15 protein-coding genes and 1 pseudogene are annotated in these 16808 nt (G+C 59.5%); 4 read left to right on the top strand and 12 right to left on the bottom strand.

The genetic code is table 11. From position 1 onward, the window contains the following. Positions 1-88: 88 nt before the first annotated feature. From AC1DXW_RS02270 to AC1DXW_RS02230, 9 genes are all read right to left on the bottom strand, one after another. Positions 89-304 (bottom strand): TOBE domain-containing protein, encoded by a 216-nt coding sequence (locus AC1DXW_RS02270; protein ID WP_007967989.1) that lies wholly within the window; start codon positions 302-304, stop codon positions 89-91. Between the two features lie 33 nt (positions 305-337). After that, positions 338-1144, bottom strand: coding sequence for an aliphatic sulfonates ABC transporter ATP-binding protein (gene ssuB / locus AC1DXW_RS02265; protein ID WP_477753073.1), 807 nt, complete (start codon positions 1142-1144; stop codon positions 338-340). Then, a complete protein-coding gene (ssuC, locus tag AC1DXW_RS02260; protein WP_477753074.1) occupies positions 1141-1923 on the bottom strand; it encodes an aliphatic sulfonate ABC transporter permease SsuC in 783 nt (260 codons plus the stop codon). Before ssuC ends, ssuB begins: the two co-directional genes overlap by 4 nt. A gap of 9 nt (positions 1924-1932) precedes the next feature. After that, positions 1933-3081: an FMNH2-dependent alkanesulfonate monooxygenase gene (ssuD, locus tag AC1DXW_RS02255; RefSeq protein WP_477753075.1), complete on the bottom strand. Its 1149-nt coding sequence runs from the start codon at positions 3079-3081 to the stop codon at positions 1933-1935. A 25-nt stretch (positions 3082-3106) separates the two neighbouring features. Further along, complete coding sequence (locus AC1DXW_RS02250) at positions 3107-4072, bottom strand: sulfonate ABC transporter substrate-binding protein (RefSeq protein ID WP_477753076.1); 966 nt, start codon at positions 4070-4072, stop codon at positions 3107-3109. 90 nt (positions 4073-4162) lie between these two features. Further along, positions 4163-4756, bottom strand: a complete 594-nt coding sequence (gene ssuE, locus AC1DXW_RS02245; RefSeq protein WP_046039099.1) for an NADPH-dependent FMN reductase — start codon at positions 4754-4756, stop codon at positions 4163-4165. A 331-nt stretch (positions 4757-5087) separates the two neighbouring features. Beyond that, positions 5088-5726 (bottom strand): peroxiredoxin, encoded by a 639-nt coding sequence (locus AC1DXW_RS02240; protein WP_477753077.1) that lies wholly within the window; start codon positions 5724-5726, stop codon positions 5088-5090. A gap of 292 nt (positions 5727-6018) precedes the next feature. Continuing rightward, entirely contained in the window at positions 6019-7362 is a 1344-nt protein-coding gene (locus tag AC1DXW_RS02235) for an OprD family porin (protein ID WP_477753078.1), read from the bottom strand. A 412-nt stretch (positions 7363-7774) separates the two neighbouring features. Then, entirely contained in the window at positions 7775-9115 is a 1341-nt protein-coding gene (locus AC1DXW_RS02230; RefSeq protein ID WP_477753079.1) for an OprD family outer membrane porin, read from the bottom strand. Between the two features lie 433 nt (positions 9116-9548). Here AC1DXW_RS02230 and tauA point away from each other — a divergent pair. Beyond that, positions 9549-9683, top strand: a pseudogene (gene tauA, locus AC1DXW_RS02225) (taurine ABC transporter substrate-binding protein); the annotation flags it as partial. A 50-nt stretch (positions 9684-9733) separates the two neighbouring features. On the opposite strand, the gene argA reads toward tauA, so the two are convergent. Together argA and argE are read right to left on the bottom strand one after the other, a co-directional pair. Next, positions 9734-11032 carry an amino-acid N-acetyltransferase gene (gene argA / locus AC1DXW_RS02220; protein WP_477753080.1) on the bottom strand — a complete coding sequence of 433 codons (1299 nt, stop codon included), beginning with the start codon at positions 11030-11032 and terminating at the stop codon, positions 9734-9736. A gap of 150 nt (positions 11033-11182) precedes the next feature. After that, positions 11183-12340 carry an acetylornithine deacetylase gene (argE, locus tag AC1DXW_RS02215; protein WP_477753081.1) on the bottom strand — a complete coding sequence of 386 codons (1158 nt, stop codon included), beginning with the start codon at positions 12338-12340 and terminating at the stop codon, positions 11183-11185. A 157-nt stretch (positions 12341-12497) separates the two neighbouring features. Here argE and AC1DXW_RS02210 point away from each other — a divergent pair, with 157 nt between their 5' ends. Further along, the gene (locus AC1DXW_RS02210) at positions 12498-13865 is read left to right on the top strand and encodes a CYTH domain-containing protein (protein ID WP_477753082.1); all 1368 of its coding nucleotides are present in this window, start codon (positions 12498-12500) and stop codon (positions 13863-13865) included. A gap of 87 nt (positions 13866-13952) precedes the next feature. On the opposite strand, the gene AC1DXW_RS02205 is transcribed toward AC1DXW_RS02210, so the two are convergent. Next, on the bottom strand, positions 13953-14423 hold the full coding sequence (locus AC1DXW_RS02205; RefSeq protein WP_007993158.1) for an Lrp/AsnC family transcriptional regulator: 471 nt from the start codon (positions 14421-14423) through the stop codon (positions 13953-13955). A 126-nt stretch (positions 14424-14549) separates the two neighbouring features. Between AC1DXW_RS02205 and AC1DXW_RS02200 the strand changes: the two genes are divergently transcribed. Together AC1DXW_RS02200 and tfpB are read left to right on the top strand one after the other, a co-directional pair. Further along, positions 14550-14888, top strand: a complete 339-nt coding sequence (locus AC1DXW_RS02200; protein WP_477753083.1) for a hypothetical protein — start codon at positions 14550-14552, stop codon at positions 14886-14888. 90 nt (positions 14889-14978) lie between these two features. After that, the gene (gene tfpB, locus AC1DXW_RS02195) at positions 14979-16763 is read left to right on the top strand and encodes a type IV pilus assembly ATPase TfpB (protein ID WP_477753084.1); all 1785 of its coding nucleotides are present in this window, start codon (positions 14979-14981) and stop codon (positions 16761-16763) included. Positions 16764-16808 lie beyond the last annotated feature (45 nt).

Below are 16808 nucleotides of genomic sequence, written 5' to 3'. Positions count from 1 at the left end.
ATCCACACCGGACTCTACCACCGCCAGCAAGGCCAACAAAAACCCCGAAGGGCTAAAACCGTCCGGGGTTGTTGTTTACGCATACGGCTTACAACTTGGCGATCGACACCTCGGTGGATTTCACAAACGCAATCACTTCACTGCCGACCGCCAGTTCCAGCTCTTTCACCGAGCGTGTGGTGATCACCGAAGTGACGATGCCGGACGCGGTTTGCACGTCGATTTCCGAGAGCACGTCGCCGAGGACGATTTCCTTGATGGAGCCTTTGAACTGGTTGCGAACGTTGATGGCCTTGATCGTCATGATGTTGATTCCTGTCGTTGGGTAAGACTTGAGTTATTGAGCCCAGCGCAATTGCGTGGGCAAGGGTGAAACAGGTTCCGGTTCCGGCGGCTGGCCGGGCAGCGCCAGCACGCGATTGAGGACTTCGGTTTCCAGCACCGCCAGCCGATGGGATCCACGGACCCGGGGGCGCGGCAGTTCCACGTGCAAGTCGAGGCCGACTTCGCCGTCTTCGATCAGGATCACCCGATCGGCAATCGCCACGGCTTCACTGACGTCATGGGTCACCAGCAACACCGTGAAGCCATGCTGTTGCCAGAGCCGTTCGATCAGTTGCTGCATTTCAATTCGGGTCAGGGCATCCAGCGCACCCAAGGGTTCGTCGAGCAACAGCAGGCGCGGCTGATGAATCAACGCACGGGCCAAAGCCACGCGTTGCTTCTGTCCACCGGACAGCGCTGCAGGCCACTCGTGGGCGCGATCGGCCAGGCCCACCGCTTCCAAAGCTTCAAGCGCCTGCGGCCGCCAGTTGCCCTTGAGGCCCAGACCGACGTTGTCGATGATCTTTTTCCAAGGCAGCAAACGCGCCTCCTGGAACATCAACCGCGTGTCTTCCCGTGCCTCACTCAAGGGCGCAGCACCGGCGAGCAACTCACCGCCCGTGGGTTGATCGAGGCCAGCGAGCAAGCGCAGCAAGGTACTTTTACCGCAACCACTGCGGCCCACTACAGCGACAAACTGGCCCGCCGGAATGTGCAGGTCGATCTCGCGCAGCACCTGTCGCGAGCCAAAGGTTTTTTGCAGCTTGCGCACCGCCAGCGGAATCCCGCGCAGCAGGCGTGGAGGTTGTTCCGCGATCATGCTGCACCTCCCTTGGCAGCCTGATACGCCGGGTGCCAGCGCAGCCACACACGCTCAAGTCCACGGGCCGCGAGGTCGGCCAGTTTGCCGAGCACCGCGTACAACAGAATCGCCAGCACCACCACGTCAGTCTGCAAAAACTCCCGGGCATTCATGGCCAGATAGCCGATGCCGGAACTCGCGGAAATGGTTTCCGCCACGATCAACGTCAGCCACATAAAACCCAGGGCAAAGCGCACGCCGACCAGAATCGAAGGCAGCGCCCCCGGCAGAATCACCTGCCAGAACAGACCGAAACCGGACAAGCCATAACTGCGCGACATCTCCACCAGCGCCGGGTCGACGTTGCGGATGCCGTGATAGGTATTGAGGTAAATCGGGAACAACGTGCCCAGCGCCACCAGGAAAATCTTCGCCGACTCGTCGATACCGAACCAAAGAATCACCAGCGGAATCAGCGCCAGGTGCGGCACATTGCGGATCATCTGCACCGAACTGTCGAGCAGACGCTCGCCCCACTTCGACAGGCCGGTGATAAAGCCCAGGGTCAAACCGATGCCGCCGCCAATGGTGAAACCCAGCGCGGCACGCCAGCCGCTGATGGCCAAGTGTGTCCAGATTTCGCCGCTGCGCACCAGGTTCACGCCGGCTTCGATCACGGCGATCGGTGCCGGCAGGATCCGTGTCGACAACCAGCCCGCCGACACACTCAACTGCCACACCGCCAGCAGCAACACCGGCAATGCCCAGGGCGCCAGGCTGTGGATGATTTTCTTCATGACCGCGCCTCAGCTCTGGGACGCGGCTTTGGGCAGAATGTCGTTGGCGACCATCTCGCCGAACGGGCTGACGTAGCCGGCACTTTTCGGCAGCTCGGGACGTTCGATATCGAGGTGTGGGAACAGCAGTTCGGCCACCCGGTACGACTCTTCCAGGTGTGGATAACCGGAGAAGATGAAGGTATCGATGCCGAGGTCCGCGTACTCCTTCACGCGGGCGGCCACGGTTGGACCATCGCCCACCAGCGCCGTACCGGCACCGCCGCGCACCAGGCCGACGCCGGCCCACAGGTTCGGGCTGACTTCCAGGTTGTCGCGGCTGCCGCCATGCAACGCGGCCATGCGTTGCTGACCGACCGAATCGAAACGCGCCAGCGAGGCCTGGGCACGAGCGATGGTCTCGTCGTCGAGATGGGAGATCAGCCGATCCGCGGCGTTCCATGCATCTTCATTGGTTTCGCGAACGATGACATGTAAACGAATGCCGAAGCGCACGGTGCGGCCAAGCTTGGCGGCTTTGGCGCGGACCTGTTGGATTTTTTCCGCCACAGCGGCCGGTGGCTCACCCCAGGTCAGGACCATTTCCACCTGTTCGGCGGCCAGGTCTTGCGCGGCATCCGAAGAGCCGCCGAAGTACAGTGGCGGACGCGGTTGCTGGATCGGTGGATAGAGCAATTTCGCGCCTTTCACGCTGATGTGCTGACCATCGTAATCGACGGTTTCGCCTTCCAGCACCCGACGCCATATACGGGTGAACTCCACCGAGGCCTGGTAGCGTTCTTCGTGGCTGAGGAACAGACCGTCGCCCGCCAACTCTTCCGGATCACCGCCCGTCACCAGGTTGAACAGCGCACGACCACCAGACAGCCGATCCAGGGTCGCGGCCTGACGCGCCGCCACCGTCGGGGAAATGATCCCGGGGCGCAGGGCGACAAGGAACTTCAAGCGCTGGGTCACCGGAATCAGCGACGCCGCCACCAGCCACGAGTCTTCGCAGGAACGACCGGTAGGGATCAGTACCCCGCCAAACCCCAGGCGATCCGCTGCCTGTGCGACTTGTTGCAGGTAACCATGATCGACGGCACGTGCGCCTTCAGCGGTGCCAAGGTAATGGCCGTCGCCGTGGGTAGGCAGGAACCAGAAAATATTGAGGCTCATGGAGTGGTCTCCTTGGGGAATCGATTTATTGGGCTTTGGCAACGGCAGCCGGCGGCGTCCAGATCACGTCTTTGATGCTCAACTGCTTGGGAATCAGCTTGAGCTGGTAGAAGCTGTCGGCGATTTTCTGCTGTGCGGCGACCACTTCCGGGGTGAGGAACAGCGCGCCATAGCCCTGGCGTTTCACCGAGGTCAGGGTGATGTCGGCAGGCAGGCCGAGCAGCGGTGAAACCTGTTGGGTCACCTCTTGCGGGTTAGCCTTGGACCACTCGCCAACCGCGCGCACTTCTTCCACCAGGGTCTTGATTACCTCGGGATTCTTCTGCGCATAAGGCTTGGTCGCCAGGTAGAACTGATGGTTGTCGACGATGCCCTGGCCATCGCGCAGGGTGCGCGCTTGCAGCTGTTGTTCGGCGGCAGCCTGGTACGGGTCCCAGATCACCCAGGCGTCGACGCTGCCACGCTCGAACGCGGCGCGGGCATCGGCCGGTGGCAGGAATACGGTCTGGATGTCGGTGTATTTGAGGCCGGCGTCTTCCAGTGCACGCACCAGCAGGTAGTGCACATTGGAGCCCTTGTTGAGCACGACTTTCTTGCCCTTGAGATCCGCCACCGACTTGATCGCCGAGTCCTTCGGCACCAGGATCGCTTCGCTGTGCGGCGCTGGCGGCTCATAGGCGACATAGAGCAAATCGGCGCCGGCCGCTTGAGCGAACACGGGCGGAGTCTCACCGGTAACACCGAAGTCGATGGAGCCGACGTTCAGGCCTTCAAGCAGTTGCGGGCCACCGGGGAATTCAGTCCATTGCACGTCCACGCCTTGGGCGGCGAGACGCTTTTCCAGGGTGCCTTTGGCTTTGAGTAGCACCAGGGTGCCGTACTTTTGATAGCCGATTCGTAAGGTCTCGGCCTGAGCTTGAGTAATGGCGCCGAAGGTGACAGCCGCAGCAAACAGAGCGACCAGACCACGACGCAAAATGACAGGGCGCATGGCGCTCTCCTTTTTGCAGTTGGGTTTTGGCTGCACCTGCTTGCCCGTTGGCGGGCGAGTAAGGCCAGTACTTCAATTTTTCGGTGAGGCTCAAATGCTCCAGCGAGCACTCAACAAACGATCATTCAACAGGTTCGGATCAAGCGGCTTGGGCCGTCGCGCCATGGCGCTGAAAAACAGCTCCAGCGATTCATTCAGTCGTTGTTCCAGCTCCGGCGCCAACTGCGCCAGGGCGCTGCCTTCGCCGTAGGCGATCTGGCTGTCGACGGCGAAAATCCCTTGCAGCATTTCCTGGGCCTTCAATGCCGACAGCACCGGCTTGAGTGCGTAATCCACCGCCAGCATGTGGGCGATGCTGCCGCCAGTGGCCATCGGCAGAACCACCTTGTGGCTCAAGGCGCGTTCGGGCAGCAGATCCAGCACGACTTTCAGTGCTCCGGAAAACGATGCCTTGTAAACCGGTGTGGCGATCAGCAGGCCATCGGCGCTTTCAATCTGTTGCAGCAAGTCGATCACCTTGGGGCTGTCGAAGCGTGCGTGCAGCAAGTCCTCGGCCGGGAAGTCCCGTACCTGGTAACTCACCACTTCCACGCCCTGCCCTTGTAACCAACGCTGGGAGCGATCCAGCAGCACCCCGGAACGAGAGCGCTGACTGGGACTGCCACCGAGTGAGACGACCAACATTCAGACGATTCCTTGCACGGTGTTGGCGATTCGCGGCTTGCGATCTCGCTTCGATGGAGTGACCTTAACAGCTGATTTATATATCCATAAATCATATTTATTCATTTGGTTATTCGTTTAAGAGATATATAGATTCGTATTCTCCAGGCAAAAAAACAGGCCGTCGAAACGGCCTGAAAATCCCCTGCTTTGTGGGTACACATCTTGAATTCTGTTGCGCCTGATCCGCCGCTATCGCGAGCAAGCTCGCTCCCACAGGGGGTACGCGGTCAACTGTGGGAGCGAGCTTGCTCGCGATGGCGGCATCAGCTGCGCCGAAAATGCTGAAGACTTACCGATTCGGCTGCGGCGTCAGACGCAAATACGGTTTAACGGCCCGATACCCCTTGGGAAAGCGCTGCCTGATTTCATCCTCATCCTTGAGCGACGGCACGATCACCACTTCATCACCGTCCTGCCAGTTGGCCGGTGTGGCCACCTTGTAGTTGTCGGTGAGTTGCAGCGAGTCGATCACCCGCAGGATTTCATTGAAGTTGCGGCCGGTGCTCGCCGGGTAGGTAATCGTCAGCCGGACCTTTTTGTTCGGGTCGATCACAAACAGCGAGCGCACGGTCAGGGTGTCGTTGGCGTTGGGGTGGATCAGGTCATAGAGATCCGAGACCTTGCGGTCGGCGTCATCCAGGATCGGAAAGTTGACCACGGTATCCTGGGTTTCGTTGATGTCCTCGATCCACTTGTGGTGCGACTCCACCGGATCCACCGACAAGGCGATAGCCTTGACGCCACGCTGGGTGAATTCATCCTTGAGCCTGGCGGTGAAGCCCAGCTCGGTGGTGCACACTGGCGTGAAATCCGCCGGATGGGAAAACAGCACGCCCCAGCTATCGCCCAGCCACTGATGAAAACGGATGATGCCGGCGCTGGAGTTCTGTTCGAAATCGGGGGCGATATCGCCAAGTCTGAGGCCCATGGTGCTGCTCCTTGTGAGTGCTAGATGGGTTCAACTGTGCCTGTGTTTTTTATCTATTAAAAAGAATAAATATCGATTTATTTAGATCATAAAGAAATATTAAAGATCTGTTCACTGGACGTGCACGCACAACCCGCCGAACATCGGCCACGAGGTTCGAGAAGGCCTTGAGTTGCTGCAAAGAGGGAACTTCAAGGCGGGATTACGGGGGTGAACCCGTCTTGAAAATGTAAAAGCCCCGCCCGGTGTAATACCGGGCGGGGCTTTTTTTGTCTCGATTACGCGAGCGCTATTACAACAGCGGGATCGAGTAGCTGAGGATCACACGGTTTTCGTCCTGCGAACGGGTGTTCGGCAGGTCGGTGCGCCAGGTAGCGTTTTTCCACGCCAGGCCCAGGTTCTTCAGCGGACCTTCCTGAACGACGTAAGCCACGCTCAGATCGCGCTCCCACTCGGAGGCACCATTGGCCGCCTCGCCACCCTTGGCGTTAACGGTATCGATATTGTCGCCATGCAGGTACACCAGGCCCGCCGTCAGGCCAGGTACGCCGACCTTGGCGAAGTCATACGCGTAGCGTGCCTGCCAGGTTTTCTCGCCGGCACGGCCGAACTTCTGGATTTGCGAGTCGGTGATGATGTAGGCCGACGATCCGTCGCCCTGGTTCAGCCAAGGGAAGTCGCTGTCGCCGTTGCTGACCTGGTAACCGGCGCCGAAGGTGTGACCGGCAACGGAGTACAGGAACAGGCCGCTGTACAGGTTGTTGTCGACCTTGCCTTTACCGTTGGCTGCACCGCTGTAATTGCCAGTGGTGAAGAACAGAGGGTCGTGACCGTTGGCACCGTCGTCGGAGCTGTTGAAATAACGGAAGTCTGACTTCAACACGCCAGGGCCGATGGCCCAGTTATGCACCAGACCCAGGAAGTGTTGCTTGTAGAACTCCTCCAGGTTGCCGTAGTAGTACTGGGCCGTCAGGTCCTTGGTGATCTTGTAGTCGCCACCGGCATAGATGAACTTGTTGCTGTCGCGGAATTTGGTGCCGCGAGAGTTCGCGCCCGAAATCGACATCTGCTCATTGTTGCTGGAGTTACGGCCTTTAACGGCTTCGATCTGGCCACCGACCAGGGTCAGATCCTTGATGTCGCCGGATGTGATCTGGCCACCCTGCCAGGTTTGCGGCAGCAGGCGGCCGTCGTTGGTCACGATCACCGGCAGTTTTGGCTGCAGGGTGCCCAGCTTCAGTTCGGTCTGGGAAACCTTGGCTTTGGCAGTCAGGCCCAGGCTGGAGAAATCATCAACTGCCTCGCCGTTGGCTTTGCTCGGGAAAACCGTGCCACCGTAAGAGGTCGCCGTGGCGCCGTTGGTACCGCCGCCCGAATCCAGCTTGACGCCCAACAGGCCGATCGCATCGATACCGAAGCCGACGGTGCCTTGGGTGTAACCGGAGATGAAACGCAGGTCGAAGCCTTGGCCCCACTCTTCGTTTTTGTTCGGGCCAGTGCCGTCACGGTAATCGGTGTTGATGTAGAAGTTACGCAGCCCCAGTGTTGCCTTGCTATCTTCGATAAAACCCGCGGCGTTTGCCTGCTGGGCCAATGCCCCGACGGCCACAGCCATGGCCAAGGTGGACTTGTTCATGTTTCGCTCCTCTCGTTTCTAGTTCTGATGTTCCTGGTCCCGAATCGATTGCCCGGGATCCTGAATGCATAAATTCGCGGCAAACCGTCTAGGCCGGTCGTTTGGCGGGCCGCAGGATACATGGCCTTAAAGCCAAAAGAATTTTTTAGCGGTTTTTAATGCCGTTTTGGAATATGACTTCCCACAACAGATCCGAGGTATCGGCAGCGAGGCCAATTCCTGTAACTGATCAATTGTCGAGGGAGGAAAATGCCAAATCCGAGCTCATGGATGAGTGTCGGACAGGTGCACTTTAAGGTGCGGATTAAAAAACTAAAAAGAATAAAAAAGAAATAGAACCTTTTCTTATGGAATATGAAATTCGACGCGAAAAAAAACCCCGCCAATCGACGGGGCTCTTTTCTTACGGCTATTACATGAAGCTGTAGGTGTAGTTGAAGATCAGACGGGTCTGGTCTTGATCGAGGGTGCTGGTGTTGCCACGGTAGGTACCGTGACGCAGCGTCGTACCAAACCCTTTCAGTGCGCCCGTTTGAATCACGTAATCAATACGCGCGTCGGTCTCGTGTTCACTCAGGTCTTTACCAACACCGCTGGTAGCCTTGATGTCCTGGCCATTCAAGTAAGCAATCGAAGCTTTCAAGCCTGGTACACCCAGGGAGGCGAAGTCATAGGAGTACTGACCGAACGTGGTGTTTTCACCGGCACGGATAAAGCTGCCAACCGTGGCGTCGGTAAACGAGTAGAAGCTCGCGCCGCCGGCACCTTCTTGACGACCGTTGCTATCAATAAGACTGCCTTGGTTCAAGAAAACGAAGCCGCCGTCATCGCTGACACGCTGATGCCCGAGCAGGAACGCGTTGCCACCCAGGGTATAGGTGAACATGGCGCTCCAGGTCTTGTTATCGACCTCACCCGGGGTCTTGGCGAAACCGTTGTTGTTGTTGAAACGGAAACCCGGATCGCCGTTCTTGCCGTCGGAGCTGCTATCGAAATAACGGATATCGGTCTTGAACGACTGATTGGCCGCGATCGGGTAGACGTGCACCAGGCCGAGGAAGTTCTGCTTGTAGAAGTCTTCCAGGTTCGCATAGTAGTACTGCAGCAAGAGGTCTTTGGTGACCTTCCAGTCAGCACCGGCGTATTGGAATTTGTTGCTGTCCTGAGTAGCGCCAGCCACAGACAGGCCAGTGGAGTTCGAGGAGGCGCGACCCGACGCGTGCTCCAGTTGACCCAAGTTGAAGGTCACGTTGTCGATTTCTTTGGAGGTGATGGTGCCACCTTCAAAGGTCTGCGGCAGCACACGGCTGTCGTTCGCGATCAGGATCGGCAGGTTAGGTGCCAGAGCGCCACCCAGGTGGGCTTCGGTCTTCGAGAAGCGAGCCTTGACGTTGCCATCCAGACGGCTCCACTCGTTGGCCGCCTCATTGCCATCGCTAGGGAAGAATGAGTTGCTGTTACCTATCGGGTGATGCCCCTTGCCGCCATCCAGGTGGATACCCACCAGAGCCTGGGCGTCGATACCAAAACCTACGGTACCTTGGGTGAAACCGGACAGGTAATCGAACTTCAGACCCTCAGCGGTTTCGCGCTGACGGTTGGCAGGAGTGCTCGCACCTTCACGCATATCGGCGTCGTAATACATGGTGCGAGAGCTGATGGAAGCCTTGCTGTCTTCCAGGAAACCGGCGGCGCCTGCCTGCTGCGCCAAAACCCCTACGGCCACGGCCAGAGCCAAGGTGGACTTGTTCATTGTGTAGCTCCTCTCGATTCTAATTCTTGTATTCCTGGTCTCGAGTCGACGCCCGAAATCCTAAGATGTGCGATTAGCGCCAGACCGTGACCCACAAGTCAATCGTAACCATGTGTGTCTACGACCATAGTCTAATCCCCCGGTTTTTTGGTCCCTGCAGGGTCATGAATTCGTCATGAACCTGAAAAGAATTACCCGATTCTTTTCCAATACCGTTTAGGAATTTAGCTCCCCACTCCCCAACCATCCCAGAATAGAAGGTTTGGCACATAAGCCAATTCCTAATCGGTATTTATTTTTGATTTTTTAGATCGATTAGTTTCTGACGCAATTTGGAAACAAATCTTATACCGAAAGGCGGTCCCATGACGTCCAAACGCGCACTATCCGGACCAATTGTTACAGTTTGTGTATCGTTCGCATTTTCTTTCACTTTGAGGTCTGGGTGACGCGCAAGGATTACGCCGAAAAACATCCGGAGGTCGTGGCCGGTTCCGCTTTTCCGGATGCCAGGGCGCAACAGAGCGCTGCGCTGCTGGATAGCGACACGGCCAAAGCGATTGGCGAGGGGGTTTGTCGGAACGCCGCATCGCCACAAAGAAACTCACAGCTAAAACATCAAAGGGCTTTTTCGAAGATCTTCGAATTACGCTGATAGTTGTACAGCGACGCCCGCGCCGACGGTAGCCGGTCGACGCTGCTGGGTTCAAAGCCACGTTCGCGGAACCAGTGCGCGGTGCGCGTGGTGAGGACGAACAAGGTTTTCAACCCCTGAGCCCGCGCGCGGTTTTCAATGCGTTCCAGCAGCTCATCGCCGCGACCGCCATGGCGGTACTCCGGATTCACCGCCAGGCACGCCAGCTCGCCCGCGTCCGAATCGGCGATTTGGTACAGCGCCGCACAGGCGATGATCATTCCTTCGCGTTCAACCACACTGAACTGCTCGATTTCGCGCTCCAGCACCTCACGGGAACGGCGCACCAGGATGCCCTGCTCTTCCAGCGGACTGATCAAGTCCAGCAAACCACCGACGTCTTCAATGGCCGCTTCGCGCACCACTTCGAACTGTTCCTGGGCGACCAGGGTGCCGCCACCGTCGCGGGTGAACAGCTCAGTCAAAAGTGCACCGTCTTCGGCGTAACTGACGATATGGCTACGAGCCACGCCGCCACGGCAAGCTTCGGCCGCGGCATCGAGCAATTCTGCCTGATAGTTGCTGCCCAGCCGTTGCAGATGCGCTGGCACTTGCTGTGGACGCAGTTCGCGCACCAGGCGCCCGTGTTCGTCGATCAGGCCCAGGTCAGCGCCGAACAGCAGCAGCTTGTCCGCGCCCAGATCGATGGCCGCGCGCGTGGCGACGTCTTCGCAAGCGAGGTTGAAAATCTCCCCGGTCGGCGAATAGCCCAGCGGCGACAGCAACACGATGGAGCGCTCGTCCAGCAGACGGTTGATGCCCTTGCGGTCGACCCGGCGCACTTCGCCGGTGTGGTGATAGTCGACGCCTTCGAGCACGCCGATCGGGCGTGCCGTCACCAGGTTGCCGCTGGCCACCCGCAGGCGTGAGCCCTGCATCGGTGACGAAGCCATGTCCATCGACAGGCGAGCTTCAATGGCAATGCGCAACTGGCCAACCGCGTCGATCACGCACTCCAGGGTCGCGGCATCGGTGATGCGCATGCCGTGGTGGTAATGCGGGATCAGGCCACGGGCCGCCAGGCGCGCTTCGATTTGCGGCCGGGAACCGTGAACCAGCACCAGACGCACACCCAGGCTGTGCAACAGCACCAGGTCGTGGACGATATTGCCGAAGTTCGGGTGTTCAACGCCGTCGCCGGGCAGCATGACGACAAAGGTGCAATCGCGGTGGGCGTTGATGTAAGGCGAAGCGTGACGAAGCCAATTGACGTATTCGGGCATGAACCTGGGCCTGTAATAAATAGCAGCCGAAAAAAGGGCGAAACTGAAAACGCACAGCGGGCTGATGGTTATCGTCGGAACAGGCTTGGCGACACGCGCGCTCTCCTCATGAATACGGGTTGGGGTACCGGCAATTTAAATGCCCGCCCTTTATACGAACGGCGCCGGTGTCAGGCAATAGTGTTCGATCAGTTGTCTTAATAGATGCACCGTAGGCTGCAAACGTGACATTTCGAGGTATTCCCCCGGTTGGTGGGCACAGGCGATATCACCCGGGCCAAGCACCAGCGTTTCGCAGCCAAGGCGCTGAAGATAAGGTGCTTCGGTGCCGAACGCCACTGCTTCGGCGCTATGACCGGTGAGCTTTTCAGCAAGGCGCACCAACTCTGCATCCTCGGCCTGCTCGAATGGCGGCACTTCGGGGAACAACGGCGCGTAATCGATCTTGACCTGATGCCGCTCGGCAACCGGCTTGAGCTTTTGCAGGATCTCGGCGCGCAGGACCTTGGGGTCCATGCCGGGCAACGGCCGCAAATCGAATTCCAGCGAGCACTGGCCGCAAATGCGGTTGGGGTTGTCGCCGCCATGGATACAGCCGAAATTCATCGTTGGTGTCGGCACGCCGAATTGAGGATTGCGGAATTCGCGCTGCCATAACAAGCGCAGGCCACGCAATTCACCGATGGCATCGTGCATGGCTTCCAGGGCGCTATGGCCCAGGCGCGGGTCAGAGGAATGACCGCTCTGCCCCAGGATGTCGATGCGCTCCATCATGATGCCTTTGTGCATGCGGATCGGCTTGAGCCCGGTCGGCTCGCCAATCACCGCCGCCCGCCCCAGCGGTCGCCCCGCTTCGGCCAGCGCGCGGGCGCCGGACATCGAGCTTTCTTCATCGCAGGTGGCGAGAATCAGCAACGGCTGTTTGAACGGCTGATCGAGCAGCGGCTTGACCGCCTCGATGGCCAGGGCGAAAAAACCCTTCATGTCGCAACTGCCCAGGCCGACCCAGCGACCGTCGACTTCAGTCAGCTTCAGCGGGTCGGTTTGCCACAGCGCACCGTCGAACGGCACGGTGTCGCTGTGCCCGGCCAGCACCAGACCGCCGGGGCCGGAACCGAAACTGGCCAGCAAGTTGAACTTGCCGGGGCTGACCTGCTGGATCTCGCAGGTAAAGCCCAGCTCTGCGAGCCACGTCGCCAGCAGATCGATGACCGGGCGATTGGTTTGATCGAGACTGGGTTGGGTGCAACTGACCGACGGTGCAGCGATCAACGCAGCGAATTGTTCTTTCATCGACGGCAATGGCATCGCTGACTCCCGGCACCCGAATTGAAGTCCATCATAGAACCAACCGATGGCAGGAATAAACCGTCGCGACGCGGACTAACCTTGAGTCCTGTACACTGCACGACCTTGGCAGCCACACATTCCCCCGGCTGCGCTCCCGATCCTGGATTTTCCGGCCATGCAGAAAGAAACCGAAATCAAACTCCGCGTCAGCCGCGAAACCCTCGCCGCCCTGCGCGAGCACCCGTTACTGAAAAAACGCAACAAAAGTGGCTGGGAACGCCGTGAGTTGATGAATCAGTACTTCGACACGCCCGAGCGCGACCTGGCCCAGGCCAAAGTCGCCCTGCGCCTGCGCAAGGATGGCGAAGAAGTGATTCAAACCCTCAAGACCCGCGGCCAGAGCGTCGCCGGCTTGTCCGAGCGTAATGAATTCAACTGGCCCCTGCCCAAGGCCAAGCTCGACCTGAAGAAACTCGACGGCGAATGCTGGCCCGAGGAACTGGCCGAGCTCGACAAGAAGACCCTGAAGCCGATCTTCACCACCGACTTCGTGCGCGAACGCGCGGAAATCGCCTGGGGTCGCGGCAAGACCAAAGTGGTCATCGAAGCCGCGCTGGATCTGGGTCACGTCGTGGTCGGCAAGCAGAAAGAAGAAATCTGCGAGCTGGAACTGGAACTGCGCGAAGGCGAGCCGGCAGCCCTGCTGGAACTGGCCGCCGAGCTGGCCGAGAAACTGGCCCTGATGCCCTGCGACATCAGCAAGGCCGAGCGCGGCTATCGCCTGTACGACGCCCACAGCTATTCGTTGAGCCTGCCGGCGCCGCAGATCACCGCCGAAACGCCGCTGGACGACGCGTTCGCCGCGCTGAGCTGGCATTTGCTGGGCAGCAGCCAGCGTCTGGCCGAGCAGTATCGCTTCAACGGTCACTGGCGCCTGTTGCAGGACTGGGTCGAATGCCTCGCGGAAATGCGCGCGCTGATCAGCAGCCTGGGCCAGGCCGCACCACGTCAGTCGACCCACGACCTGCGTATCGCCCTCGATGCCTTGCTGGAAGACTGGCGCCCGCTGGTCCAGGCCGGCCTGGAAGATGAAGACGTGCGCAAAGCGGCGCCCGAGCAGTTCCTCGAAGAGCTCGAAGACCCGCGCTGGGGCCTGTTCTCCCTGACCACCTCGCGCTGGTTGCTGGCCCGTACCTGGGCCGCCGACCGCAACACCCGTGGCAATCGCCAGGGCGCTGCGCAACTGGGCAGCTGGTTGCCGCGCCTGCTGGGCGAAGAAGCCAACTCGCTGCAATTGCAGCGCTACCAGCAACAACCGGAAGATCTGGCCGAGCAACTGCCGCGCATCGAACGCATCCAGGTCTGGCTGCACCATGCGCGCAACGTACTGGAGATCCCGGAAATGGATCGCCTGTACGGTGAGCTGAACAAACTCGCGCAACTGGCCAACGAATCGATCACCGACGAAGTCCTGGATGCGCGCAAGCAACAGGCGATTGCGGTGTATCAGAACCGTGCGTGGAAGATGTTGCTGCGCCTGTAATACCGAAAAGATCGCAGGCTTCGCCAGCTCCTACGGGTGTACTCCATCCGAATGTAGGAGCTGCCGCAGGCTGCGATCTTTTTTGCTTTATCGCACCACCGGCAAACTGGTCGTCGACTTGATCTCCGACAACGCCACGATCGAATTGACCTCCTGAATCCCCGGCACCATCGACAGCTTCTCGAAGAAGAAGCGCTCATACGCCTCGATGTCCGCCGTGACAATCCGCAGTAGGAAATCCACCGCCCCCATCAGCACGTAACACTCCAGCACCTCCGGAAAGCCGCGAATCGCCTCGGTGAATTCGGTGAAATTCGAACGCCCGTGGGCATTGAGTTTCACCTCCGCGAAGATCTGCGTGTTCAGGCCGATTTTCTTGCGGTCGAGCAAGGTCACCTGGCCGCGAATGATGCCCTCCTCCTTCATCCGCTGAATCCGCCGCCAGCACGGCGATTGCGAGAGACCCACCTGCTCGGCGATCTGTGCGCTGGAAAGCGAAGCATCCTCTTGCAGCAAGGCGAGGATCTTGCGGTCGTAGCTATCCAGTTCGCTTTGCATAAAAAAACCCCTAACCGAATAACAAGTGAATTGATTGATTCTTCATTTCTGCAATACAGCCAATCATAGAGAAGAAATACCCGGCACAGGATGTAAACATTTCTCCAATGATTTTGGAGCCAGACCATGCCGTATCTCGAAGCCGTGAACACCCCACCTGCCCGCGCCGATGTCTGGAACGTCGGCAACGCCCATTGCCGGGTTCGCTATCAAATGCTGGCCGAGGCAGAACCGGACCTGCTGTGTCGCACTCTCAATCTGTTCGCTTTGCAATTGCTCACGCCGGAACAGGTCAACGCGCAGCGCCAGGACGACTGGCTGAGCATCGAGATCGTCATCGACGGTTTGAGCTGGCACCGCGCGGAAGTGATTGCGGAAAAACTTCGTAACCTGATCAGCGTCTGCTCGGTGGAGCTGCAAGAAGCTGATTCCACATGGGCCGAAGCGGTTCAAGCGGCGGGTTGAAAAACTCCGAAACGGCTTCGTCGGGTAGTGGCCCAGCGGTCAGCCGGGCCACGGCTATCCTTTGCCGACTGTCGTTCAAAAGGAGCCCGTATGTCCGTTCAAATCGCCTTTCAGGACCGTTGGCTGGATCTCAATGACCTGCTGCGCGAACTGGTCGCCCAGGGTTTTATCAGCCAGGATTCGGCCGAACACGCGCTCAATGCCCGCCGCCGCAACGCCTCCCTTGGCCAGATGCATCCGCTGGAGTTCATTGCCAGCCAGCAACTGGACGATCTCAGCCGTCCCGGCAAACCGCTGGACCTCGAGAGCCTGACCCTGTGGCTATCCCGGCAGGCCGGCCAGCCTTACCTGCGCATCGACCCACTGAAAATCAACGTCGCGGCCGTGACCCCGCTGATGTCCTATGCCTTCGCCCAGCGCCACAAGATCCTCGCGGTAGCAATCGACCGCGAGGCGGTCACCGTGGCCAGCGCCCAGCCATATGTCAGTGGCTGGGAGGCTGACCTGACCCACGTGCTCAAGTTGCCGATCAAGCGTGTGGTGGCCAACCCGGTGGACATCCAGCGCTTGAGCGTCGAATTCTTCCGCCTGGCCAAATCGGTCACCGGGGCGAACAGCGCCGACCCGCAAGTCAGTACCCTCGGCAATTTCGAACAGCTGCTCAACCTCGGCGCCAGCGACCAGGAGCCGGACGCCAACGACGCACACATCGTCAATATCGTCGACTGGCTGTTCCAGTACGCGTTCCAGCAGCGCGCCAGCGACATCCACATCGAGCCCCGGCGCGAGCAAGGCACGGTGCGCTTTCGCATCGACGGCGTGCTGCACAACGTCTATCAATTCCCTCCCCAGGTCACCATGGCCATCGTCAGTCGCCTGAAAACCCTGGGGCGCATGAACGTCGCGGAGAAACGCAAACCCCAGGACGGCCGGGTGAAAACCAAGACCCCGGACGGCGGTGAAGTCGAACTGCGCTTGTCGACACTGCCCACGGCCTTCGGCGAAAAAATGGTCATGCGGATCTTCGATCCGGAAGTCCTGCTAAAGGACTTCGACCAGCTTGGTTTTTCCGCCGACGACCTGCGCCGCTGGCAGGACATGACCCGCCAGCCCCACGGCATCATCCTCGTCACCGGGCCGACAGGTTCGGGCAAAACCACAACCCTCTACACCACCCTGAAAAAGCTGGCGACGCCGGAGGTCAACCTCTGCACCATCGAAGACCCGATCGAAATGGTCGAGCCTGCGTTCAACCAGATGCAGGTCCAGCACAACATCGACCTGACCTTCGCCGCCGGCGTGCGCGCGCTGATGCGGCAAGACCCGGACATCATCATGATCGGCGAGATCCGCGACCTCGAGACCGCGGAGATGGCGATCCAGGCGGCGCTCACCGGGCACCTTGTGCTGTCGACCCTGCACACCAACGACGCGCCCAGCGCCATCAGCCGCCTGCTGGAACTCGGTGTGCCGCATTACCTGATCAAGGCCACAGTGCTTGGCGTCATGGCCCAGCGACTGGTGCGAACCCTGTGCCCGCACTGCAAGGCGCCGCTGACGCTGAGCGAAGACGACTGGCAAACCCTGACCCGGCCCTGGCAAGCACCGTTGCCGGCCAATGCCCAGCGTGCCATCGGTTGCGTGGAATGCCGCGACACCGGTTATCGCGGTCGCGCCGGGGTCTACGAAATCATGCAGCTCAGCGACAGCATCAAAGCGCTGATCAGTCCCGACACCGATCTGCTGGCCGTGCGGCGGCAGGCATTCAAGGAAGGCATGCGCAGCCTGCGGCTGTCAGGAGCGCAAAAGGTCGGCGCCGGGCTGACGACCATTGAGGAAGTTCTGCGGGTGACGCCCCAGAGCGAGCAGAGCTGAGCCCGGCTGTACTTATCCGACATCGGCACAGCTACACTCCAGCGA

Source organism: Pseudomonas sp. P4_C4 (assembly GCF_056402055.1).
The sequence above is the reverse complement of the archived record's forward strand: the minus strand, read 5'-3'. Positions and strand labels throughout refer to the sequence as shown.